The 24,022-nt window shown below is 62.8% G+C and carries 21 protein-coding genes; 15 read left to right on the top strand and 6 right to left on the bottom strand.

Going from position 1 to position 24,022, the window contains the following annotated elements; genetic code table 11:
* The first annotated feature begins 75 nt into the window (after positions 1 to 75).
* Positions 76 to 633 carry an Rrf2 family transcriptional regulator gene (locus AABE10_RS01550; RefSeq protein ID WP_342931539.1) on the top strand — a complete coding sequence of 186 codons (558 nt, stop codon included), beginning with the start codon at positions 76 to 78 and terminating at the stop codon, positions 631 to 633.
* A 106-nt stretch (positions 634 to 739) separates the two neighbouring features.
* Here the strand turns inward: AABE10_RS01550 and AABE10_RS01545 are convergent, their stop codons facing one another.
* From AABE10_RS01545 to AABE10_RS01535, 3 genes are all read right to left on the bottom strand, one after another.
* Positions 740 to 1,411: an FMN-dependent NADH-azoreductase gene (locus AABE10_RS01545; protein ID WP_342931538.1), complete on the bottom strand. Its 672-nt coding sequence runs from the start codon at positions 1,409 to 1,411 to the stop codon at positions 740 to 742.
* Positions 1,412 to 1,868: 457 nt separating this feature from the next.
* Positions 1,869 to 2,312 (bottom strand): DUF3331 domain-containing protein, encoded by a 444-nt coding sequence (locus AABE10_RS01540; RefSeq protein WP_342931537.1) that lies wholly within the window; start codon positions 2,310 to 2,312, stop codon positions 1,869 to 1,871.
* Positions 2,313 to 2,722: 410 nt separating this feature from the next.
* A complete protein-coding gene (locus tag AABE10_RS01535; RefSeq protein ID WP_342931536.1) occupies positions 2,723 to 3,154 on the bottom strand; it encodes a cupin domain-containing protein in 432 nt (143 codons plus the stop codon).
* Between the two features lie 375 nt (positions 3,155 to 3,529).
* Between AABE10_RS01535 and AABE10_RS01530 the strand changes: the two genes are divergently transcribed.
* Together AABE10_RS01530 and AABE10_RS01525 are read left to right on the top strand one after the other, a co-directional pair.
* The gene (locus AABE10_RS01530) at positions 3,530 to 4,759 is read left to right on the top strand and encodes a YbfB/YjiJ family MFS transporter (RefSeq protein WP_342931535.1); all 1,230 of its coding nucleotides are present in this window, start codon (positions 3,530 to 3,532) and stop codon (positions 4,757 to 4,759) included.
* A 179-nt stretch (positions 4,760 to 4,938) separates the two neighbouring features.
* A complete protein-coding gene (locus AABE10_RS01525) occupies positions 4,939 to 5,442 on the top strand; it encodes a hypothetical protein (RefSeq protein WP_342931534.1) in 504 nt (167 codons plus the stop codon).
* Between the two features lie 5 nt (positions 5,443 to 5,447).
* Here AABE10_RS01525 and AABE10_RS01520 read toward each other — a convergent pair whose 3' ends face one another.
* Positions 5,448 to 6,341, bottom strand: a complete 894-nt coding sequence (locus AABE10_RS01520) for a LysR family transcriptional regulator (RefSeq protein ID WP_342931533.1) — start codon at positions 6,339 to 6,341, stop codon at positions 5,448 to 5,450.
* 90 nt (positions 6,342 to 6,431) lie between these two features.
* Here AABE10_RS01520 and AABE10_RS01515 point away from each other — a divergent pair, with 90 nt between their 5' ends.
* The 3 genes from AABE10_RS01515 (at position 6,432) to catC (ending at position 8,993) form a co-directional block, all read left to right on the top strand.
* A complete protein-coding gene (locus AABE10_RS01515; RefSeq protein WP_342931532.1) occupies positions 6,432 to 7,589 on the top strand; it encodes a muconate/chloromuconate family cycloisomerase in 1,158 nt (385 codons plus the stop codon).
* Between the two features lie 59 nt (positions 7,590 to 7,648).
* Positions 7,649 to 8,551, top strand: a complete 903-nt coding sequence (gene catA, locus AABE10_RS01510) for a catechol 1,2-dioxygenase (RefSeq protein WP_342931531.1) — start codon at positions 7,649 to 7,651, stop codon at positions 8,549 to 8,551.
* Positions 8,552 to 8,702: 151 nt separating this feature from the next.
* Positions 8,703 to 8,993, top strand: coding sequence for a muconolactone Delta-isomerase (gene catC, locus AABE10_RS01505; RefSeq protein WP_342931530.1), 291 nt, complete (start codon positions 8,703 to 8,705; stop codon positions 8,991 to 8,993).
* Between the two features lie 131 nt (positions 8,994 to 9,124).
* Here catC and hmpA read toward each other — a convergent pair whose 3' ends face one another.
* Positions 9,125 to 10,306: an NO-inducible flavohemoprotein gene (gene hmpA / locus AABE10_RS01500; RefSeq protein WP_342931529.1), complete on the bottom strand. Its 1,182-nt coding sequence runs from the start codon at positions 10,304 to 10,306 to the stop codon at positions 9,125 to 9,127.
* A gap of 130 nt (positions 10,307 to 10,436) precedes the next feature.
* Here hmpA and norR point away from each other — a divergent pair, with 130 nt between their 5' ends.
* From norR to AABE10_RS01470, 6 genes are all read left to right on the top strand, one after another.
* Positions 10,437 to 12,035, top strand: coding sequence for a nitric oxide reductase transcriptional regulator NorR (gene norR, locus AABE10_RS01495; protein WP_342931528.1), 1,599 nt, complete (start codon positions 10,437 to 10,439; stop codon positions 12,033 to 12,035).
* An 82-nt stretch (positions 12,036 to 12,117) separates the two neighbouring features.
* A complete protein-coding gene (locus tag AABE10_RS01490; protein ID WP_342931527.1) occupies positions 12,118 to 12,555 on the top strand; it encodes a MarR family transcriptional regulator in 438 nt (145 codons plus the stop codon).
* A 152-nt stretch (positions 12,556 to 12,707) separates the two neighbouring features.
* A complete protein-coding gene (locus AABE10_RS01485; protein WP_342931526.1) occupies positions 12,708 to 13,145 on the top strand; it encodes a MarR family winged helix-turn-helix transcriptional regulator in 438 nt (145 codons plus the stop codon).
* A gap of 36 nt (positions 13,146 to 13,181) precedes the next feature.
* Positions 13,182 to 14,669 carry an efflux transporter outer membrane subunit gene (locus AABE10_RS01480; protein ID WP_342931525.1) on the top strand — a complete coding sequence of 496 codons (1,488 nt, stop codon included), beginning with the start codon at positions 13,182 to 13,184 and terminating at the stop codon, positions 14,667 to 14,669.
* Between the two features lie 34 nt (positions 14,670 to 14,703).
* A complete protein-coding gene (locus AABE10_RS01475; RefSeq protein WP_342931524.1) occupies positions 14,704 to 16,038 on the top strand; it encodes an HlyD family efflux transporter periplasmic adaptor subunit in 1,335 nt (444 codons plus the stop codon).
* 106 nt (positions 16,039 to 16,144) lie between these two features.
* Positions 16,145 to 17,701 carry a DHA2 family efflux MFS transporter permease subunit gene (locus AABE10_RS01470; RefSeq protein ID WP_342931523.1) on the top strand — a complete coding sequence of 519 codons (1,557 nt, stop codon included), beginning with the start codon at positions 16,145 to 16,147 and terminating at the stop codon, positions 17,699 to 17,701.
* A 90-nt stretch (positions 17,702 to 17,791) separates the two neighbouring features.
* Here AABE10_RS01470 and AABE10_RS01465 read toward each other — a convergent pair whose 3' ends face one another.
* A complete protein-coding gene (locus AABE10_RS01465; protein WP_342931522.1) occupies positions 17,792 to 19,447 on the bottom strand; it encodes a tetratricopeptide repeat protein in 1,656 nt (551 codons plus the stop codon).
* 53 nt (positions 19,448 to 19,500) lie between these two features.
* On the opposite strand from AABE10_RS01465, the gene AABE10_RS01460 reads away from it, so the two are divergent.
* The 3 genes from AABE10_RS01460 to AABE10_RS01450 all read left to right on the top strand — a co-directional run bounded on the left by AABE10_RS01460 (position 19,501) and on the right by AABE10_RS01450 (position 23,998).
* The gene (locus AABE10_RS01460; protein WP_342931521.1) at positions 19,501 to 20,010 is read left to right on the top strand and encodes a hypothetical protein; all 510 of its coding nucleotides are present in this window, start codon (positions 19,501 to 19,503) and stop codon (positions 20,008 to 20,010) included.
* A gap of 122 nt (positions 20,011 to 20,132) precedes the next feature.
* Complete coding sequence (gene mprF / locus AABE10_RS01455) at positions 20,133 to 22,724, top strand: bifunctional lysylphosphatidylglycerol flippase/synthetase MprF (protein ID WP_342931520.1); 2,592 nt, start codon at positions 20,133 to 20,135, stop codon at positions 22,722 to 22,724.
* Positions 22,721 to 23,998 (top strand): virulence factor family protein, encoded by a 1,278-nt coding sequence (locus AABE10_RS01450; protein ID WP_342931519.1) that lies wholly within the window; start codon positions 22,721 to 22,723, stop codon positions 23,996 to 23,998. Before mprF ends, AABE10_RS01450 begins: the two co-directional genes overlap by 4 nt.
* Positions 23,999 to 24,022: the final 24 nt, after the last annotated feature.

The following is a 24,022-nucleotide window of genomic DNA, read 5'->3' as shown; positions in this document are numbered from 1 at the left end:
CATGCAGCGTCTGCCGGATTGCCCCCGCATTCAAAAGCAGGTAGCCTAACTGCGATTGAATCAGTCGGAGTGGATATGTCTCACATCAGCGCGGGCGTCGAATACGGGTTGCACTGCCTGCTTTATCTGACCGAACAGGCGCCAGGCGGCGTGACGGAAGCGAGCGTGCGCGATCTCGCGGAACTGCAGGGCGTACCCGCCGATTACGTCGCGAAGCTGTTCACGAAGCTGCACAAGGCGGGGCTCGTCATTGCGACGGAGGGCGCAAAGGGCGGCTTTGCACTGGCGCGTCCGGCAAACCAGATTTCGGTACTCGATGTCGTGACGGCGATCGACGGCGACAAGCCGCTGTTCGAATGCCGCGAAGTGCGCACGCGCTGTGCGGTGTTCGGCGAGACTGCGCCGACGTGGGCGTCGAGCGGCGTCTGCTCGATTCATGCAGTGATGCAGAACGCCGAGAAGCGCATGCGTGAGGCGCTGGCATCGCAATCGCTGTCGGATCTGGCGACGCGCACATCCGCGAAAGCGCCACGCACGTTCGGGCCGCAAGTCGTGAAGTGGCTCGAAGGGCGTGCGACTGGCCGGCGCCGGGAGCGCGGCGATCGTCATCGGGCACACGACGCGGAGCGATAGTCGCGAGGTCATATTCCCGGCGAGTTTGACGCGAAAGGCCGCAGCTTCATTGCTGCGGTCTTTTTGTTTGGGCATCGAAAAGCGCCGCATTCTCGCGGCAGATGATTTACACCGTTTCGAGTTGCGCGCTACCGGTGCGTTCCCGTTCCCATGCCGCCCAATCGGCCGCCACGGCTGCGAGGTCCGCGTGCGCGCGCTTCAACGCGTCGATGCGGGCTTCCTGATCGGAGAACTGCAGCGGCTGCGCATCGACGAAAGTCGGCGCGTCGACACCGATGAAGCCGAATGCTGCCTTGAGCGCCGGCGTCAACGCATCCATCGACGAGAACACGTTGCCGGGGCGCAAGTCCGCGCCACGCGTGGTGATGAACAGTACTTTCTGGCGATTCAGCTGGCCGACGATGCGCCCATCCTCCGTTGTCCGGTAGGTGATGCCCGCACGCGTGATGTTGTCGATGAACGCCTTGAACGCGGACGGCATTGACCAGTTGTACATCGGCATCGCAAAGACAAAAGCATCGGCCTCGAAGAGGCGCTTGCAGAGCGCGTCGGAAGCGGCGAGCGTCGCGCGCATTTCGTCGGTGCGTTCCTGTTCGTCGCGGTACGTCGCAATGGCAAATGCCTTGCTGACGTGCGCCGGCGTATCGACAGTGACATCGAGGTAATCGACTTCGACCTCTACGCCTTCACTCCGCAAGTTGTCGATGAACTGGCGCGACAGCGCGCGGGAATTGGACCGTTCGCGCTTCGCGCTCGAATCGACGTGAAAAATCTTCATGTTTGCTCTCTAGTTGCAACGTTTTTGAAAATCGGCGCCGCACCTGGCGGCAGAAGACGACTGCGTCACGCGCCATCGACAGGACCTTCGCATGCGCCAGGTCTCCATTACTACGACTCGTCATATCGTAGTCGCGAGAATGGTGGGTTTATCCATTCGATGCAACGGATGGAGATACGGCTGGAGATTTCGGGCGTCGTGCATCCGGAATTCGTGTGAAGAAGCCAGAGGCTTGCGCAGAGAGGCTTGGTCCGCTGTCGCGTCAAACGGCCCGAGCATCCGTGATGAAAACGGGAAACAGTGTTTCGCGCAACGCATCGTACGTGCCAAAGAAAACGGCGGCCATGTGGCCGCCGTTGATCAGGAAAGAAGTCGAGCGTATGACAAAGGCGCAGAAATATCAGAGTTTCGCCACTTCCTTATATACATGTATGCGCGGACGAATCGACCGTCGAAACTAGTCGAGTACGATGCCCCTCGCATAGCCGGGCACTTCTGACGCGAGAATCATTCGGTTGCGATTGGCGGGGAAATACGTTTCGCAGGCACGTGGACGGAACACAGGATCACCGCGTCGAATCGGCCTGCCAGTCAGCACGCAAAAGGCGTCCTTGCGCGCGAGGCCGATGCGCCATACCTGATCCGCGTAATGGCCCGAGCGCGGGTCGCTCCAGCACACGCTGAGCGTTTTCGACGACAGCAGTTCGAGAATTGAAATATGCGCCGGCGGCGGTTCCGCTTCCACAGGTTCTAGCGCTTCGGGCGGCGGCCGTTTGGTCATGCGGAATTTTTTCTTCGGACCGTATTGCGCTTTTCTGGTCGATTCAAGCGTCGAGGGTGTGGGCATCAAAACGCCCACCAATGCGCGTCGAACAATATCTTCTTCGACCGGACGAGTCATGATTCACCTCCGTCACAGAGTTTGGCTGGCGGCTCGCGATCGCGCGGCCGAGGTGCTGCTGCTGACGTCAACGTTGTTGTACGGTGTGGCTCGCAAGGCAATTTGTTTGACATGCCTGCATGGCGCAGCGATGCGCAACCTCGATTCGAGGCATCGACGCGCCATGACTCTATATTGGACGTTCCGACCGCAATACGGCAAGTCAGCTTCGCCAATCGAGCGGCAATTTTGCGTAGCAGGCGATTGATCGACGCGCGGCATAGACGCGATGAGCGCATGCATCGCGTGCTGGAAAAGGCACGTGCGTCTGGATGGCCGATAGCCACTACCGACGGGCAACTGAATGCCTGGAGCTCGCGCGTGCCTTGCATCAAGTTGCTCTGATTCGATAAGGCAAATATGCGCGTGGCTTACTTCTTGTCCCAGATCACGAGGTTCTTATCGTTGTCGTCCGCGACAAAAATGGCGAGCAGCTTCGCGGGCTTGGTCTTGCTTGCGTTTTCGCTGACCAGATGGTGAGCGCCAGGTGCTTCCGTCCAGCTCTCGCCCGCGTGATACACGCGCTCTTCGCCATCGTCGACCTTGCTGCGAATTTCGCCTTGCAGCACATAGCCGACCACGAACGCCCGCCCATGCCGATGTGACCGCGAAACGCCACCCGGTTTGTAGTCGACGACGATGGCCGTCATGGTCTTGCCGGGCAAGTTTGCAATGGCGGTCTGGAACGCCGGGCTGATGTGCTCGTGTCGGCTATCGATGCCCTGCGCATGGGCGGCGTGCGATGCGCCGAGCGCAATACACGCTGCGGCAGTGGATGCGAAAACGGTATCGACGAAATTCACTTCAACTCTTCGATACAAGGCATTTTTGATCGTTGCGACGTGCCAGCAGACTTCAGCACGATGAACGTTGCATACGAACGTGCGTTTATAACTGCGATAATCCAAATCGTAGTTGCGAGATTAAACACTTTGCTGCAAGTATGCAAGCAAACGTCCCGCGTCCCGCTGCGAACATATGAAAGGTCAGTATCCGCCCGGCTTTCCCACATAGCGAGAGTTGACTGGTGGATGCTGCCGTGACATTTCACTTGCCATGTTTGTCATGCGTGTCTAGAATCCGCATCATTGACATCCACGTCAAATATCGCGAGCGGCTCGTTCCGCTTCCTGAAGAATCGCCACGCAGCGCACGGCCTCAAGCGGAGCACTTTCAGCATGTCTACAGATGCATGTCTCTCATCGACGGCCGACACGGGCCGTATCGCCGTATGGCGACATATCTTTGCGGGTTTCAGTGCGAGCCTCGTCGGTATCGGACTCGCTCGCTTTGCCTATACGCCGCTCATTCCGCCGCTCATTCAATCGCACTGGTTCGCGGCATCGGATGTCGTGTATCTGGGCGCGGCCAATCTCGCCGGCTATCTGCTTGGCGCGCTGCTGGGACGCCCGCTTGCGCATCGCGTGACGAGCGCATCGGCATTGAGAGCAATGATGTTGCTCGTCACCGTGGCGTTTCTTGCGTGTGCGTTTCCGGTATCGGTGGCCTGGTTCTTCTTCTGGAGATTGATGTCGGGCGTGGCGGGCGGAACGATCATGGTGCTGGTCGCCGCGACCGTGCTGCCGCATGTGCCTGCCGCTCGCAAGGGGCTTGCAAGTGGAGCGATCTTTCTCGGCCTCGGCGTCGGTATCGCGGCGTCGGGCACGATCGTTCCTTTGCTGCTCAACCTTGGCTTGCGAAACACGTGGATCGGCATCGCTGCCTTGTCCGCTGCTCTCACATTGGCGACGTGGTACGGGTGGCCGTCCGCAACGCAATCGTTGCACGCTTCAGCGGCGTCCCACACTGTGAGGACGCGCGAGCCTTCGACGGTCCGCGTCCTTTACGTCGAGTACGCATTGATGGCGCTCGGCCTCGTTCCCACGATGGTCTTTCTCGTCGATTTCATCGCGCGCGGTCTCGGCGCGGGCGCGCACGTCGGCGCTTCGTACTGGATTCTTTATGGCGTAGGCGCGATCTTCGGCGCGCCTGTATATGGCTTCGTCGCAGACCGCCTGGGCGGACGATTCGCTATCCGCGTGCTGTCGCTGCTGCAAGTCGTGGCGCTCGCGGCGCTTGCGATATCGAGCAACAGAGTACTGATCGGCGCGCTCACGTTGCTGATCGGCAGCTATCCGCCCGGCATTGTGCCGACGATGCTCGCGCGCATCCATGAAGTCGTGCACGACCACGGCAAGCAGCACGTCGTGTGGGGCCGCGCGACGACGACCTTCGCAGCATTTCAGGCGATTGCGGGCTACGCGTATTCGGCGATTTTCAACGCGAGCGGCGGCAATCATCGTCTGCTGTTTGCAATCGGGGCGGCGGCGCTGATGTTCGTGGTCGTCGCAGACTATGTGGCGCCGTGGCTCGCGCGAAAGCCCGAAACAAACGGAAGCATCACATAGTGGTTTTCACGCGCGGCACGGTTGTTCTTGAAATCGTCGCGGGTGGGATCGTTTAAAAAGGATGGCATGCTGTGACTTAACAAAGATTAACTACCGCTCCTGCTTTTGACATACGACAATTCGATCATTCACTCTCGTATGGTTCGGGCAGGCATGACATCGACAGGAGACGTTCGATCGTGAAGGCCGGGGCAAATCGCTCACTCGCGAGCGTCATCGACGACGCTGACGCTCTGTCGCAAGCGCGCACGCACCACAGCTGCACGCGTTCGGCACTCACTCGCAATCTTTTTGTTCTCGGCGTGTGCGGCTGGTCGTTGATCGAGACGCCTGCCGAGCTCGATCCTTCGCTGGGCCACATGGGCATCGCAGCGCTCGCGATTTCAAAGATTCTTTCGGCCGCGCTGGGCGTTGCGGCCGTGCGGGACATCAGGCGCGCGCAGTGGCTATTCACGTTCCTGTGCGGACTGAGCCTCGTCGCAATCGTACCGGCACTGCCCGTCGAGCTGAACGAATCGTTGTGGGTGTTCTCGCAATCGCTAATCGAATGCCTGCTCAAGGCGGGCGCTTTGCTCGCGTTGGGCTTTTCGCGTGCCCCGCGCGCGTCACGTTCTGGCGGCATGGCGGTGGCTGCGTGGAACGTCGTCAGCGAATCCTCTTCTGATATCGTCGAGCAACGCTAAATGTACTAGATGGTTAGCGGCCGTCTGAAAAGATCGCGTGCGATCGAGCAGAACAGATCGGTCGTGGGACTTTGATCCTGCAAACGTCGGCTCATGATGATCGGCGACGACACCTGCGCGCCGTCGAGTGATCGATATGTCACGCCTCGCGCGCGCAAACCTCTGACGCTCTCCGGCACGAGACACACGCCGACCTGCGCGGCGACAAGGCCGAGCGCCGTCTGCAACTCGCGCACTTCATGGACGGCTGCGGGCTCGACGGCATGATCGCGAAAGGCGGAGAGCTGCTGGTCCGCGTAACTGGGCCGCGGCGTGGACGGATAGATGATCAGCGTTTCTTTCGCAAGCGCGTCGAGCGTCAACGTTCCGCTTTCCGCGAGCGCATGGCCAGCAGGCAACGCGGCGATCAGCGTCTCTTCGACGAGCACCTCGCGCGCCAATTGCGATTCGTCGAAACGCAGGCGTCCAAAGCCGACATCGATGCGTCCGCCTTTTAGTGCGCTCAGCTGCTCGATCGTGAACATCTCGATCAGCGAAATCTGGATGAGCGGCGCCGCTTCCCTGAATGCGCGGATCACGTCGGGCAACGCGCCGTATAGCGTCGATGGTACGAAGCCGATGACAATGCGCTCGGCGAGTTGCGCGAGGCGCCGCGTGAGCGGCAACAATTCGTCGCTCTCTTCGAGCAGGCGCTTCGCCTGCGCGTAAAAGACGCGCCCGGCTTCCGTCAGCCTGAGCGGGCGCGCGCCTCGTTCGAAGAGCGCAAGGCCCACGCTGTCTTCGATCTGCTGGATTTGCCGCGAGAGCGGCGGCTGCGTCATGTTCAGCCGTTCGGCGGCGCGCGTGAAGTTTCTTTCTTCCGCGACCGCGACGAAATAGCGAAGTTGACGCAGTTCCATCTATGCCCTGAAGGTATGGAAATAGACTCAATCGGTCTTGGACGGATTCCGCTGACGCACCTAGTATGGGACCAACAGCAGGAGAGCCGTATGATACCAAGCCCCATACAGATACAAGCCGTAGACACCATTCTCGTCGATGTTCCCACGATCCGGCCGCACCGCCTGTCCGTCGCCACGATGAATTGCCAGGTCCTCGTGCTGGTCCGGATTCAATGCGCGGATGGTATAGCGGGCTGGGGCGAGGCGACGACGATCGGCGGGCTCGCTTATGGCGAGGAGAGCCCCGAAAGCATCAAAACCAATATCGACACCTACTTCGCGCCGATGCTCAAAGGCATGGATGCGACGCGCCCCGGCCAGATCATGGCGAAGCTGCGCGAGAGCTTTCAAGGCAATCGCTTTGCGAAGTGCGCGATCGAAACGGCGCTGTTCGACGCGCAGGCTCGACGGTTTGGCGTGCCGCTGTCGGAACTGTTCGGCGGCCGCGTGACGGATTCCGTGGAGGTCGCGTGGACGCTTGCGAGCGGCGACACAGGACGCGATATCGACGAAGCGCATCAGATGCTGGAAATGAAGCGCCATCGCGTGTTCAAGCTGAAGATCGGCACGCGTGTGCCCGCTGACGACGTCGCGCATGTTGCCGCGATCAGGGCCGCCGTGGGCGACCGCGCGCAAGTGCGCGTCGACGTGAATCAGGCATGGAGCCAGGTCGAAGCGCTGTGGGCCATCGAGCGGCTCGCGGATGCGGGCTGCGATCTGATCGAACAGCCGATTGCCGCCGACGATCGACGTGGCCTCAAGCGTCTCACGCATCTGTCGAAGGTACCCATCATGGCCGACGAAGCATTGCACGGCCCCGTCGATGCATTCGATCTCGCTAGCACCCACGCCGCCGATGTGTTCGCAGTGAAGATCGCGCAATCGGGCGGCCTGACGGGCGCGGCGAGCGTGGCGGCGATTGCGCTCGCATCGGGTGTCGACCTGTATGGCGGCACGATGCTCGAAGGCGCGCTCGGCACGATCGCTTCTGCGCAACTGTTCAGCACTTTCCGCGAATTGAAGTGGGGCACTGAGCTCTTCGGGCCATTGCTTCTCACCGAAGAAATTCTCGTCGAGCCGCTGCGCTACGAGAACTTCGCGTTGAAGTTGCCACAAGGGCCGGGCCTCGGCATTCAACTCGACCTCGACAAGGTCGAGAGATTGCGCCGCGATACGAAGCGCGGCGCGAGTGTAGTGAAGCTATGACGGTGCTGAACGGCCCGTTGAGCATCGTCGTCAGTGATTGGACTAAAGGAGACATCCCCATGGAAATCAAAGCCATCGACGCCCTGTTGAACACGATCAACGAGAGCGCCACGCATGAAGGCAATGCTCGCACGAAGCAGGTGGTCAACCGCATCATTCGCGACCTGTTCATCGCGATCGACGAACTCGACGTGACGCCGAACGAGTTCTGGTCGGCGCTGAACTATCTCGGCGAAGCGGGCCAAAGCGGCGAACTCGGCCTGCTGGCAGCGGGTCTTGGCTTCGAGCACTTCCTGGACGTCCGTCTCGACGAAGCCGAAAAGAAAGCAGGTGTCTCGGGTGGCACCCCGCGCACGATCGAAGGTCCGCTGTATGTGGCGGGCGCGCCGGAATCGACGGGCCATGCGCGTTTGGACAACGGCAATGAGCCGGGCGAAACGCTCGTGATGCGCGGCCACGTGACCGGCGAAGACGGCGAGCCGCTGCGCGGAGCGCTGGTCGAAGTGTGGCACGCAAACCATCTCGGCAACTACTCGCACTTCGACAAGTCGCAGCCCGAATACAATCTGCGCCGCTCGATCCGCACCGATGAAAACGGTAACTACAGCTTCCGCAGCGTGGTTCCCATCGGCTATAGCGTGCCGCCCGAAGGCAAGACGCAGCAACTGCTCGATCTGCTCGGCCGTCACGGTCATCGTCCCGCGCACATTCACTTCTTCGTGTCGGCGCCCGGCTATCGCAAGCTCACGACGCAGATCAATATCGAAGGCGATCCGTATCTGTGGGACGATTTCGCGTTTGCCACGCGCGAAGGCCTCGTGCCTGCGCTGAAGAAGGAAGAGGGCGCAACGGGCAAGCCGTATGGCATCGACGGCCAGTTCGCGCTGATCGACTTCGACTTCAATCTCGTCAAGGAACGCAACGATGTGCCGACGAGTGAAGTGGAGCGTGCTCGCGCCTGATCGCTCCGCATCGTCGAATGGTTGAGATGCGGCCGCTTTCAGGCGGTCGCGCGCATTGAAAGCGCGGCGCGCAGTGAACGTCGTATAGCGAATTGTCGCGCAATCGGTCGAAAGTCACTCGAAAGTCTCTCTAAACAAGCGGAGTACCTGAATGCTATTTCACGTGAAGATGGTCGTTAAGCTGCCGCCCGATATGCCTGCGGAGCGCGCGAACGAATTGAAGGCCAACGAAAAGGCCATGGCGCAGCGGCTGCAACAAGAAGGCATCTGGAGACACTTGTGGCGTATCGCCGGGCTGTATGCGAACTACAGCGTGTTCGATGTAGAGAGTCCCGCGCAGCTGAATGATCTGCTCATGCAGTTGCCGCTCTATCCGTATATGGAAGTCGAAGTCGATGCGATATGCCGGCATCCGTCGTCGATTCATGACGACGATCGCTAACGGCTTCAGCTTCCGTTTTCGTTAGCGCTATAAAAACAAAAAAGGAAGAGACCAGGCACGCGTCTCTTCCAAAGTACTACTAGGGTAGTCCTACCAGACAACAACAACCACTACAACAAACGACAGCTCGATCAGTCGAGCGCGGCAGCAGGCCCGAAGAATTCATAACGGCTCTGTTTCTCGGGCACGCCCATCGCCTTCAGATGCCGCTTCACGGCCTTCATGAAAGGCTTCGGTCCGAGGAAATACACATCGACGTCGCGCGTCGCGGGCATCCATTCCATCAGACGCGCTTCATCGAGCAAGCCTTCCGCGTGATGTGCCTCGTCGTCGGCACGCGGCTTCTCGTACACATAGAAACGCTTGAGTTGCGGATGACGATCCGCGAGCTCGTCGATGACATCGCGGAACGCATGCACGCCGCCGTGACGCGCTGCGTGGATGAAGTGAATCGGACGCGACGTCTGCAACGCGGCGTTGAGCATCGCGAGCGTCGGCGTGATGCCCACACCGCCGCTGATCAGCACGAGCGGCTTGTCGCTGCTCTCCAGCGTGAAATCGCCCGACGGCGCGTACAGGTCCAGCGTCGAGCCTTCGTGCACGGAGTCATGCAGGAAGTTCGAGCCCCGGCCGTTCGGCTCGCGCTTCACACTGATCCGATATTCGTGGCCATTTGCCGCAGCCGACAGCGAATAGTTGCGGCGGATTTCTTCGCCTTCGACGACGAGGCGCAGACCGATGTACTGGCCGGGACGGAATTCGAGCACATCGCCGCCGTCGGCCGGGCGCAGATAGAACGACGTGATCTCGTCGCTCTCCTTGACCTTGCGCGCCACCACGAACTCACGCGTGCCGCGCCAGCCGCCATTGGCCGTTTCCTTTTCGACATACACCTTCTCTTCGAGACCGATCAGCAGGTCGGCCAGTTGCTGATAGGCCGCGGCCCATGCTTCGATCACGGCATCCGTCGCGATCTCCGCGCCGAGCACTTCGCGGATCGCGCGCAGCAGACATCCGCCGACGATCGGATAATGCTCGGGAAGGATGTTCAGCGCGACGTGCTTGTTGACGATCTGCGAAACCAGTCCGCCGAGTTGTTCGAGTTGATCGATATGACGCGCGTACATCAGCACCGCATTCGCCAGCGCACGCGGCTGGTCGCCTGATTGCTGGTGAGCCTGGTTGAAGAGCGGGCGCACGGTCGGGTACTCGGACAGCATGATCTTGTAGAAGTGCGTCGTGAGCGCTTCGCCGCCGCTTTCGAGCAGGGGTACGGTTGCCTTGATGATTGCGCGTTGTTCGGCTGACAGCATGAATGGGTTCCTCGCGGTTGGGTGAATGGCGCCCGCCAATGCAGCGGGGCTCGGGTAATCACCTAACGCAGGTATCGGGCCAGCTCATGAGCGTCGTAAAATCAAGACGTTAGAAAAATCATCTGTGGATATGACAAGGGTTAAAGTGACTTCATTCGAAGTCAGACTGACTGCATCAGAGGTGCTCGACGCGCTGATTCCGCTCGTCGAGGACCTGTCGCGCGATCTGCCGGAGCGCGAGCGCTATCGCCGGCTGCTGACGACGCTGCGCACGCTTTTCCCCGGCGATGCAGCGGCCCTTTTGCGTCTCGACGAAGACACGCTCGTACCGCTCGCGATCGATGGCCTGAGCGGCGATACGCTCGGCAGGCGCTTTCGCGTTGGCGATCATCCGCGCTTCGAAGCACTGCTGTCGAGTCGTGCGCCGACGCGCTTTCCCGCCGATTCCACCTTTCCCGATCCCTACGATGGCCTTGTGCAGGGCGTAAGCGGCCATCTCGAAGTGCACGATTGTCTGGGCTGTCCGCTGTTCATCGGCGGCAGGCCGTGGGGTCTGCTGACGCTCGATGCGCTCGACCCTGAGCGCTTCGACAGCATCGACATGAACGCGCTGCAAGCGTTTCTGAGTCTCGCGGCGGCGACGGTGAGCGTCGCGGAGCGCATCCACACGCTTGAGCGCAACACGGAAGAAGAGCGTCAGCGCGCGGAAGCATATCGCCAGGCGAGCGGGCAGAGCAGCCGCGATCTGATCGGCAGCAGCGCGGCGCATCAGCAACTCGTTAACGAAATCCGCGTCGTCGCGAACAGCGAGTTAACGGTGCTCGTCACGGGCGAAACCGGCGTCGGCAAGGAACTCGTCGCGAACGCGATTCACGGCGGCTCGCCGCGCGCGAACAAGCCGATGATCAGTCTCAACTGCGCGGCGCTGCCCGATACGCTTGTCGAAAGCGAGCTGTTCGGGCATGTGCGCGGCGCGTTCTCGGGCGCGTCGTCGGATCGCAGCGGCAAGTTCGAGCTGGCCGACGGCGGCACGCTGTTTCTCGACGAAGTCGGCGAGCTGCCGCTCGGCGTGCAGGCGAAGCTGCTGCGCGTGCTGCAGAACGGGCAGTTGCAGCGCATCGGCTCGGACAGCGAGCACAAGGTGGACGTGCGGCTTATCGCCGCGACAAATCGCGACCTGGCCGAAGAAGTGCGCGCCGGACGTTTTCGCGCGGACCTGTATCACCGGCTGAGCGTCTATCCGCTGCGCGTGCCGCCGCTGCGCGAGCGCGGACGCGATGTGCTGCTGCTCGCGGGCTTCTTCCTTGAAGAGAACCGCGCGCGGCTCGGGCTGCTCAGCATCCGGCTCGCGCACGACGCGCAGGCCGCGCTGCTTTCGTACAACTGGCCGGGCAACGTTCGCGAACTGGAGCACATGATCGGGCGCAGCGCGTTCAAGGCGTTGTCGCGCCATCGCGAGCGGCCACGCATTCTGACGCTGACGGCGGCGGACCTCGGCATGTCGGCGAACCCCGGCGGCGATCTGGCCGCGCCCGCTTCGAGTTCGTCGTCGACGGACGCGGGCGAAGCGGGCGCCACCGATTTCCGCAGTGCCGTCACGGCTTACGAGCGCACGCTAGTCAGCGACGCGCTCGAGCGCAACAACCACAATTGGGCGGCCGTCGCGCGCACGCTCGGCATGGATCGCGCGAACCTGAATCGGCTCGCGAAGCGTCTCGGGTTGAAGTGAGCAAGTTTCGAGCGGCACGCGAGACCTGATTTGGTAGTATCTGATGTGTCAGTCAGATCGCCGTTTGCTCAGGAGGCCTCGCGTGCGTCATTACACCAAAGACAATTTCAAGGTGCGGGAGAGCGTGGGCTTTCAGCTCGTGAGGGCGCGCAACCTGATCGTCACCGAAATGGACGCGGCGCTCAAGGAACTCGACATCTCCGGCCAGCAAATGGGCATCATGCTGATGCTCAGACAGAAACTCGCTTCGACGCCATTCGAGCTGTCGAAAATGCTCGGCATCGACACGGGGCTGATGACCCGCATGCTGGACAAGCTCGAAGCGAGAGGGCTGCTGGTGCGCTCACGTGATCAGGAGGATCGTCGCGTCGTCAACCTTTCGCTGACGAAAGACGGCATCGCCGTCGCCGATCAGATTCCCGAAATCGCGCCTGACGTGCTCAACGCGCGCCTCAAGGACTTCACAAAGGCCGAACTGACAGAACTGCGCCGCTTGCTGCGCAAATTCCTCGGCGATTGAACACCCTCTGCGCGGCCGTTCGGCCTGCGCCCGCACTATCCAGCTGAAAGACAAGGACTGTCGCATCTGATGGAACAATGAGTTTCACGTGTACGCCGTTGACTGTATCTGACACGTCAATTATTGTTCTTGCAAATAGCACGGAGTCAGAGATGTTGCACGATCCGAAAGACGATTTCCGTTTGACGCAAGACGTCGTTTGCGCGATCAGCAAGGCGCGCAACGTCGTGATGACGCAGATGGATGCAGCGGTGAAGGACCTGAACATCAGGGCGCACCACGTGAGCATTTTGTTGTCGCTGATGCGCGGCGTCGATACGACACCGGCGATGTTGTCGCGGCACCTCGGCATCGACACAGGTCTGATGACGCGCATGCTCGACAAGCTCGAAGCGCACCGCATGCTCACGCGCTCGCGCAGCATCGATGACCGACGCGTCGTGAATCTCGAGCTGACGGACTCAGGCCGCGAGGTCGCGTTGCGCATCGCCGAGATAGCGCCCGAAGTGCTGAACGCGCGCCTCGGACGCTTCACGGTAGCGGAATTCGACGAACTGCGCCGTCTGCTTCGAAAATTCCTCGGCGACTGAGCGATTTTTTTACCCAATTATCTGATAGGTCAGAAAATGAGCAATCAATCAAGTGCCCGGCAGCGCGCGTCGCGGGCGTTGAAGGTGAGTGTGTCGCTGATGTTCGCGGCGGTGCTGTCGGCGTGCGTGAACTACGCGGGCATCCACAGCGACGCGAAGACGGCCGAGCCGCAGCAGTATGCGACGCAGCAAAGCATTCCCGCCGAACAGGGCCATTGGCCCGCCGCCAATTGGGCCGATCAGTTCGGCGATGCGCAACTGAAGGCGCTGATCGACGAAGCGCTGACGAGCAGCCCGACGCTCGACCAGGCTCGCGCCCGCGTCGCGGCTGCTTCGGCGTACAGCGAAACGGCGAAGGCGGGCACGATGCCGCGCGTCGACGCAAGCTACTCGCTCACGCGCCAGCAGTTTTCCAGCACTGCGCTCGTGCCGCCTCCATACGGCGGTTCGTGGCAGACGGAAAACAAGGGCCTCTTGAGCGCTTCGTACGATCTCGATCTGTGGGGCAAGAACCGCGAAGCGTTGAAGTCGGCTGTCTCGCAGCTTCAGGCCAGCCAGGCCGACGCGGAACTCGTCAAGCTGACGCTGACGACGTCGCTCGCCCGCACGTATAACCAGCTCGCGCGCCTGTACGTGCTGCGCGACATCGCGCAACAGGAAATCGCGCAGCGCGAGCAGATCGACAGGATCACAGCGGGCCGCATTGCGACGGGGCTGGATACGGAAGTCGAGCGCAAGACCGCGCAGGCCAATCTCGCGACGAGCCGCGCCACGCTGAAAGCGCTCGACGGCCAGATTCTCACGACGCGCTATCAGATCGCCGCGCTGCTCGGCGCAGGGCCGGACCGTGGCTTGCAGATCGCGCGTCCTGCGCTCGGCATCGGCGACGAAGTGCGTCTGCCCGACAACCTGCCCGCCGATCTCGTGAGCCGCCGCCCCGATATCGTGGCCGCGCGCTGGCGCGTCGATGCGATGACGCACGACGTGAAGGAAGCGAAAGCCGAGTTTTATCCCGACATCAACCTGAGCGCCGCCATCGGTCTCGACGCGTTCGGCTTCGGCCGCTTTCTGACGGCGGCGAGCCGCACGGCGTCGGTGGGCCCGGCGATTCATCTGCCCATCTTCGATGCAGGCGAACTGCGCGCTCAACTGAAGGGCCGCTACGCCGATTTCGATTACGCCGTCGCGACCTACAACCAGACGCTCGTCACCGCATTGAGCGAAGTCGCGACGCAACTCGCCGACGTGCGTTCGACGGACGGGCAACTCGTCGATGCACAGGCTGCGCAGGACGCCGCGCGCCAGGCCGACAAGCTCGCGCTGGTGCAGTACAAAGCCGGCCTCACCAACCAGCTGACCGTGCTGAATGCCGACGTCAACGCGCTTTCCGCCGATCAGGCCGTCGCGAACCTGCGCATGGACCGCCGCGACCAGCAGATCGCGCTGGCCTCTGCGCTTGGCGGCGGCTTCGTCGATGCATCGAATGCATCCGATCCCAACACGCCTGCCGTCGCCGCGCGCTGAGCGGCGACTCACCGAATCCGCCTGGAGAATCGAAATGAGCGAACTCAACACCCCGGAGCGTCAAGCGACGCCAGACACGCAAGCCACGGCAGCAGCGTCCGCGAAGCGGGACATCGCCGCGAACGAGCCAAACACGCGCAAGCGCAAGATTCTGCTCACGCTGCTCGGCGCGGCTGTCATCGTGTCGTCGGCGGCTTATGGCGCGTACTACATGACGTATGCCCGCTATCACGAGACCACCGACGACGCGTACGTCAGCGGCAATCTCGTGCAACTGACACCGCAAGTGACAGGCACCGTCGTCGCGGTGAACGCGGACGACACGCAGATCGTGAAAGCGGGCGACTCCGTCGTGAAGCTCGACAACGCCGATGCGAAGGTCGCGCTGGGCAACGCCGAAGCGACGCTCGGCCAGACCGTGCGGCAAGTGAGCAGCCTCTACGTGAACAACGATTTCTATGCGGCCAACGTCGCGCAGAAGCAATCCGATCTGGCGCGCGCGCAGGACGATCTGCGCCGCCGCCAGGCCGTCGCCGATACGGGCGCGGTGTCGGCGGAAGACATCGCGCACGCGCGCGACACTGTGACGGCCGCGCAGGCCGCGCTCGACGCAGCGCGTCAACAGGCGGAAGCGAACCGCGCGTTGACCGACCGCACGACGATCGAGCAGCATCCGAACGTGCAGGCCGCCGCATCGAAAGTGCGCGACGCGTACCTCGCGTATGCACGCAACACGCTGCCCGCGCCCGTCACCGGCTATGTCGCGAAACGCTCGGTGCAGGTCGGCCAGCGCGTGTCGCCGGGCACGCCATTGATGGCCATCGTGCCGCTCGACGGCGTGTGGGTCGATGCGAACTACAAGGAAAGCCAGTTGCGCAACATGCGCATCGGCCAGCCGGTGACGCTGACGGCCGACGTATACGGCGGCAAGGTTCAGTATCACGGCCGCGTGGTGGGCTTTTCGGCGGGCACGGGCAGCGCGTTCGCAACGTTGCCCGCGCAGAACGCGACGGGCAACTGGATCAAGGTCGTGCAACGCTTGCCCGCGCGTATCCAGCTCGATCAGAAGGAGCTCGAAGCGCATCCGCTGCGTATCGGCCTTTCGATGGAAGTCGATGTCGATACGCACGACAACACCGGCGCGCAGCTCGGCACGGCCATGAACACGACGTATCACACGGACGTGTTCGATGGATACGGCGCGCAGGCCGATGCGGAGATCGAAAAAATCATCGCGCAGAACAGCGTGCCGATGCATGAGGGCGCGATGGCCAGCGCCGCATCGTCGCGGTCGCTTGCGAAGCGCGATGCGCGCGAGAAGGGCGACAAGGGAGACAAGCGCGTCGGCTTGGCGCAACGCGCCGGCTAATTCACACGGCGGGACGCGGCTCCTATCCGTGCCCCCGGTTCGCCCGATTATCTGATAGGTCAGATAAAAGCCGCTGACCAAAAGAAAACTTTGGACCTGAACTGACATGAATCCTTCGACGCAACTTTCACCGCCACCGCTCACAGGCGGCAAGCTGGTCCTCGCGACGATCGCCGTCGCGCTTGCGACGTTCATGAACGTGCTCGATTCGTCGATCGCGAACGTCGCGATTCCGACCATTTCCGGCAACCTCGGCGTCTCCGTCGATGAAGGCACGTGGGTCATCACGCTGTTCTCGGCGGCCAATGCCGTCGCGATTCCGCTGACGGGCTGGCTCACGCAGCGCGTCGGCCAGATCAAGCTGTTCGTCGCCGCGATCCTGCTGTTCGTGTTCTCGTCGTGGCTGTGCGGCGTCGCGCCGAATCTGATCGTGCTGCTTGCCGCGCGCGTGTTGCAGGGCGCGGTCGCGGGTCCGCTGATTCCGCTGTCGCAGGCGATTCTGCTCGGCTCGTATCCGAAAGAAAGAAGCTCGACGGCGCTGTCGCTGTGGGCGATGACAGCGACCGTCGGACCGATCGCTGGCCCGGCGCTGGGTGGCTGGATCACCGACAGCTACAGCTGGTCGTGGATCTTCTACATCAACATTCCCGTGGGCCTGTTCGCCGCCGCCGTGACGTGGATCATCTATCGCGATCGCGAATCGCCGGCACGCAAGCTGCCCATCGACAAAGTCGGATTGCTGTCGCTGATCGCCTGGGTCGCGTCGCTGCAGATCATGCTCGACAAAGGGAAGGACCTCGACTGGTTCAACTCGCCCGTGATCTGCGCGCTCGCGGTCATTGCGGCCATCAGCTTTCTGTTTTTCCTGATCTGGGAGTTCACGGAGAAGAACCCGATCGTCGATATCCGCCTGTTCGCGGTGCGCAATTTTCGCGGCGGCACGATTGCGATCTCGGTCGCGTATGCAGTGTTCTTCTCGAACCTCGTGATCCTGCCGCAATGGATTCAGGGCTATCTCGGCTATCGTTCCGTCGATGCCGGTCTCGTGACCGCGCCGCTCGGCATCTTTGCCGTGCTGCTCGCGCCCGTGATGGCGAAGATCATGCCGAAGTCCGATGCGCGCGTGCTCGCGACGCTCGCCTTCGTCGGCTATGCGGGCGTGTTCTTCATGCGTTCGCAGTACACGACGGGCGTCGACCAGTGGACGCTGATTCTGCCGACGCTTCTGCAAGGCATTCCGACTGCGCTGTTCTTCGTGCCGCTCACGGCCATCATCCTGTCGGGCCTGCCCGCCGACAAGATTCCGGCCGCAGCCGGTTTGTCGAACTTCGTGCGCGTGTTCGCGGGCGGCGTGGGCACGTCGCTGATCACGACGGGCTGGAACAATCGGACCATTCTGCACCACGCCCAACTCGCGGAGCAGTCGAGCGTAAACAATCCCGCGTACACGAGCGCGATCGCGAACGTGCACTCGACGCTCGGCGGCAGCGTGAATCAGGCCGTCGCGTTCTTCGAGCAGTCGATGAATGCGCAGGCCGCGATGCTCGGGCTGAACGATATCTTCTGGCTGTCGTCGATGATCTTCATCGTGATCATCCCGTTGATCTGGCTGACGCGGCCGTCGAAGGGCGGTGGCGGCGCGGCGGCGGCTGGCGCGCATTGAGCGCGAGCCGATTGCACCGATAGAGCCGATCGCAGGCGCGCGTGTGAAGCCCCGATCCAATCAATGGATCGGGGCTTTTCGCTGAAGCGCTCAGCCTCGCTGCTGCGCGACGGCCTTGCGAACGGGATCGACTGCGGGCGCTGCGTCATGCGGCGTCGGCGTCGCGTCGATGTTCTTCACTTCGATGATGCCGGCGCCGCGTGCCTTGACGCTGTTCGTCGGCGCGGTAGTCGGCAACGTCAGCTCGGGCTTGTTGCACGCTTTCGCGCGCGCGTCGCGTTGCATCGCGACGGGCTGCATGCTCGCCGGGTCCTTGTCCGCGCCCGCTGCGATCTGCGCATCGCTGCATCCCCACGATTCGAGCAGCGAACGCGCCATGCCCGTCGAGCATTGCGCGCGGCTGCGCGTGATGCGCGCCGCGACCTTCATGAACGCGCTGTCGTGCAGCGCTTCGAGCCGCTCATACGCGCGCCCGGCGTCGTCGATGTTCAGCGCAACGGCCGTGCGATACGCGTCGCGCGCATCATCCATTGCGGCGGGCGAGACGAGGCCCGTCTTCATCGACGGCAGACGCAGCGCGTCGCCGAGATTCACATACGCTTCCTGATAGCCGGGATTCTTTGCGATTGCGATCCGCAGTTCGTTGACGGCGGCGGCGCGATAGTCGGTGCCGGGCTGCATCGAAGCATCCGCGAGCGCCGGCATCTGCGCGAGCCCGAGCCACGCGCGGGCGAGCGCGTTGTGTGCGGGCGCGTAGTCCCTGTGCAGCTGAACGGCGCGCTTGAGCACGTCGGCGGCTTGCTGGTAGCAGCCCATGTCCGCGAGCGCGACGCCCCAGTTGTAGTACGCCCACGGACGCACCTTCTTCCACGCATGCAGCTCGCCGCTCATATCGACGATGCGGCGCGCGTGCCGGATCGAGCGTTCGTAGTCGCGCGCGTAGGTGTCCAGCTTCGATAGCGCGAGCAGCGCCCATGCGGCATCCTCTTTCGACGCGCCCGACGCGTCGCGCCCCGAGCCCGCCGCGAGCTGTTCGAAGCGCTCGCGCATCTCGTCGAACTGGCAAGGCGCGTCGCCTGCCCCTGCTTTCAGGCAGCGCTTCTGCTCCATCTGCGTCAGATACGATGCGTACAGCAGCGGGCTCTGATGCTGAAGGATCGTCATCGCGGCTTGCCGCAGCGCATGCGTGAGCGCTTGTGATTCGCTCGATGCATCGGCTTGCGTGGCCGCTTCGGGCGATACGCCGTCGCCGAGCACGACGGTGCTTCCGTCGGGGTCGCGCAGCGTGAGCATCATCGCGAACGACGACGGCGTGCCGACGACCGTGCCGTACACCGACGAGTCGCGCTTGAGCAGCGTCCGCGCGAATTCGATCAGCGGGCGGATCGACAGATCGGTGCCGGGCACCGTGATGTCGGGCAGCTTGAACTCGGAGAGCACGTGCTCGGTATCGTTTGCGGGTGTGACGGATTCGGCTTCCCTGCGCAGATCGCTGAGCGTATCGACGAGCACGTGCTGCAAGGTCTGATCGGTATAGCCACGGTGCCTGAAATCGTCGGAGATCGCGATTGGCTCGACGAGCGTCAGCGGATCGAACCATGCGCCGCACAGCGCGATGATCCGCGGCCCGAGATAGAACGCCGCGACGAGGACGAGCGGAATCACGATGCCGAGATACAGCACGTGGCGGCACAGGAACCGTATCGCCCAGATCAACGCGGCGAGCGGATTGTCGAGAGATTTCATGGGGTCTCCTTGCGTTGCGCTGCGATTGGCGCACCTGTCACAAGGCATCGAACATGCCAATTCGTCAGACGCGGGCAGAAACAAGGCCAGGCGATCGACAAGGCGTGGGAGTGTCGGGAGACGGACAACAGACCGAAGGCGGGAGTCGGATCGCGGGCATCACAGGTATCGATTTGACAGTTTGTGGCCCGTCTGCTTTCAACATCCGTATCGCGATGAAGGCGTTTGCAATGACAAATAAGGGTAAACGTAAGGGCAAATCTGGTATCGTGCGCGCAGGCTCGATTAGCCTGAACGCGAAAAACGGCATCGCCGGGATGTGTTCCAACCGGTACATCCGCCGGCACTGCGCCGGCTGGAGAGCAAGGCGCCATGCGGGTCGGCGCGCCGTCGCCCGTGATGGGCAGCGCACGGGCAGCAACAATCGTCGTCGGGAAGATCCGTCTCAATGTCAGGCCGATTGCCGGCCAGATCAGGATTTCTTAAGCGAAAACCGCAAAAAATCGTCTTCGGGTTCCTCCCGGTGTCAACCTTTTGGGCAAATTGCCGTTGTCCGTTTGTAAAGAGTTGAAAAAGGCGAAGTCAGGGCGGCCATAGCTCCCCGGATCGCTCCGAAATCCAACCTGATTCGATGCGGACGCAACGAGACCATTGCTGCGCATCCAGGCAACACCCGAATTCATCCATGTCTGACCAACCGCATTTTTCGAGCCGCGCGGTCGCGCTGCTTCAGCGAGCATGCGCCACGCTCGGCAGCCGGCGGCTGTTGTCGCCCGTGCTGTCGCTGGGCGTCTGCGTGCTGCTTCTGATTGTCTTCCAGCATCTGTCGCAAGCCGTCGACTACCGCTCGGTGATCCGCCACCTGCGTCATCTGACGGCGGGCGAGTGGTCGGCCGCGCTCGGCGCGACCGTGCTCAGCTACATCGCTCTCGCGGGCCGCGATGCCGTCGGGCTGCGCTACGTCGGCAAAACGGTGCCGCGCGCGGCGCTATGGATCGGCGCGACGGCGGGCTCGGCGCTCGGCAACGTGACCGGCTTCGGCGCGCTGACGGGCGGCGCGGTGCGCGCGCGCGTCTACGCGGTCGCCGACGTGACGCCCGCGCAGATCGGCCGCATGACGGTCTTCACGAGCGTTTCGCTTGCGCTCGCGCTCGTGCTGATGACGGCGCTCGGCATGCTGTGCGACGCAACGACGCTCGCGCCGATGCTCCACACTCCGACGGGCGCGCTCGCGTGGGGCGGCGCGGCACTGCTGACGCTGCTCGGGCTCATCACGCTCGCGTGCGGCAAGAACACGCGGCAAATCCGCACCCGCTGGAACTGGCTCGCGTTCGATGTGCCGTCGCGCCGCGACTTCGTCGCGCAGGTCCTGCTTGCCGCGCTCGACGTCGTCGCCGCCGGTCTCGCGCTGTGGGCGCTGTTGCCGCACACGGACGTGAGCTTCGTGTCGTTCATCACGATCTACGCGGCTGCGATGCTGCTCGGGCTGATCGGCCATACGCCGGGCGGCGTCGGCGTGTTCGAGGCGGCGATGGTGTTCGCGCTCGGCAGCAGCGTGCAGACGCACTACATGGTCGCCGCGCTGCTCGCCTATCGCGCAATCTATTTCGGCTTGCCGCTGATCGTGTCGGCGGGACTGCTGGCCGGCTTCGAAGGACGCGCGCTGAGAAAGCATTTGCCGCTGCATCACGCGGCTGCCGTCTCGCAGCTCGCGCCGCTGTTTCTGAGCCTCGTCACGTTCGTCGTCGGCGGCATGCTGGTGATCTCCAGCGCGACGCCCGCGTTCTGGCATCGCATCGCGATTCTGCGGGACTTTCTGCCGCTGTGGGTGCTCGAAGGCTCGCAGTTGCTGTGCAGCCTCGTCGGCGTGGCGCTGCTGTTCGTCGCGCGCGGCCTGTCGCGGCGACTCGACGCGGCATGGTGGCTCACGCTCGGCCTCGCTGTCCTGAGTCTCGCGCTGTCGCTGACGAAGGGTCTCGCGTTCGTCGAAGCGGGCGTGCTGTCCACGCTGATCGTGCTGCTTCTCGCGACGCGCTCGCGCTTCAACCGCCGCTCGTCGCTGTTTGCCGAGCCGTTCACGGCGGCCTGGCTCGTGTCGGTGATGATGGTGCTGATGCTCGCGGTGTGGGTGATGCTGTTCGCGTTCCGCGACGTGCCCTATACGCGCGACCTGTGGTGGCAATTTGCTTTCGACGAACGCGCGCCACGCGCGCTGCGCGCGACGCTCGCGGCCAGCCTGTTCGCCGCGACGTTCTCGTTCTGGCAATTGCTGCGTCCCGCGGCGGGCCGCTTCGTGATGCCGGCGAAGCAGGATCTCGAGGACGCGGCCCGCATCTTCCGCGCGCAGGAACGCAGCGACGCCGGTCTCGCGCTGATGGGCGACAAGAGCTTCCTGTTTTCCAGGTCGCGCCAGGCCTTCCTGATGTACGCGAAGTACGGCCGCACGTGGGCCGCGCTGCACGATCCCGTCGGTCCGCGCTGCGAGTGGGCCGAGCTGATCGGCGAGTTCGTCGCGCTCGCGCATGCGCATGGCGGGCGGGCGGCGTTCTATCAGGTGCGCGCGAATGCGCTGCCGCTCTATCTCGACGCGGGTCTCACGCTGATGAAGCTCGGCGAGGAAGCGCACGTCGTGCTCGACGAATTCGACCTGAAGGGCTCGCATCGCGCGCATCTTCGCTATGCGTTGAAGCGCGGCGAGCGCGACGGCTTCACGGTCGAAGTGATCGAGCCGGCGCACGTGCCCGAATCGATGGAGACGCTGCGCGCGATTTCCGATGTGTGGCTCGACAGCCGCGATGCGCGCGAAAAGAGTTTCTCCGTCGCGGCGTTCACGGAGGACTATCTGGCCGCGCAATCGGTGATGCTCGTGCGTCAGAACGGCGAGCCCGTCGCGTTCGTCACGTTCATGACGACGGACCTGAACACGGAAGCGACCGTCGGCGTGATGCGCCACGTGCCGCAAGCATCGCCGTACGCAATGGAGTACCTGTTCACCCAGCTCGCGCTGCATCTGAAGCACGCGGGCTTTCGTTCGCTGAGCCTCGGCATGGCGCCGTTCTCCGGCATGTCGCCGACGCCGCTCGCGTCGCGCTGGCACCGGCTCGCGGGCATCGTGTGGCGCTTCGGCGGCCGCTTCTATAACTTCCGCGGACTGCGCGCTTTCAAGAGCAAATTCCAGCCTCAATGGGAGCCGCGCTATCTCGCTGCATCGGGGTCTGTCGGCGTGTTCTTCACGCTCGCGGATCTGTCATTGCTGGCAGGAGGCCGGCGTTCATGATCAAGCAAAAGTTTTACCGGCTCGCCGCATTGGCGAGCGTTTCGCTGTGCTCGCTCGCGGGCACCGCATCGACTGCGCACGCGTATGAAACCGTGCCCGGCGGTCTTTATGGCCAGGTCACAGTGACGAAGCCCGCAGGCGAAGTGCACGGCTTCGTCGTGCTGTTCTCGCGCGAAAGCGGATGGAGCGCTGTGGATCAGCAGGCCGCCGACGCGCTCGCGAAGGACGGCGCAATGGTGGTCGGCGTCGATACGAAGAAGTACGCAGCGAATCTCGCCGCGAAGAAAGAGACCTGTCATCAGATCGTCGGCGACGCGGAGGCCGTGAGCCATCAGCTCGAACGTCAGGTGCAGTCGAACCACTACTACATGCCGATCCTCGCAGGCTCGGGTCAGGGCGCGACGCTCGCGATGGCGGTGCTGAAGCAGGCGGCGGAGAACACCGTGGCGGGCGCCGTATCGGTTGCGGCGCAGCGCGATCTCGACAAGCGTTTCAACCCCTGCCCGCCGGACCCGACCATTACGCACGGCCCCGGTTTGCCCGGTTTCGTCGAAACGGATGCTAATGCTTCCGCCGGCGCGCAGCGCATCGTCGATCTGACGACGCCGCATCTGCGCGTCGCGCCAGTCAAGGAAGAGGACGTCTCCGATCTGCCGTTGATCGAATTGCCTGCCGCGCATCCGAACGGCCTGATGGCGATCGTGATTTCAGGCGACGGCGGCTGGCGCGATCTCGATAAGACCATTGCAGAAGAACTGCAGAAAGATGGCGTGTCCGTGATCGGCTGGGACAGCCTGCGTTACTTCTGGTCCGAGCACTCGCCGCAACAGACGAGCCACGACCTCGCGCGCGTGCTGCAGACCTACACGACGCGCTGGCACGCGGATCACGTCGCGCTGATCGGCTATTCGTTCGGCGCCGACGTAATGCCGTTCGCGTACAACCGCTTGCCCGATGCGATGCGCGCGAAAGTCGCGCTGATTTCGCTGCTCGGCTTCGCGCCCGCGGCGGACTTCCAGATTCGCGTGACGGGCTGGCTCGGCATGCCTGCCAGCGACAAGGCGCTGAAGGTGAAGCCCGAGTTCGACCGTCTGCCGCCGCATATCGTGCAGTGCTTCTATGGCGAACACGAAGAAGACACGCTGTGCCCGGCGCTCACGAAGACGGGTATCGAAGTGATCCGCACATCGGGAGATCATCATTTCGGGAATGACTACACGGCGCTCGAAAAGCGTATTCTCGGCGCGCTGAAAAAGCAGGCTGGCGGCGCTTGAATCTCGCGCGATATCGCGCTTGAT

The organism is Paraburkholderia diazotrophica (assembly GCF_038900755.1).
In the GTDB taxonomy this organism is placed as follows: domain Bacteria; phylum Pseudomonadota; class Gammaproteobacteria; order Burkholderiales; family Burkholderiaceae; genus Paraburkholderia; species Paraburkholderia diazotrophica_A.
This window is presented reverse-complemented; position numbering and strand designations above follow the sequence as displayed.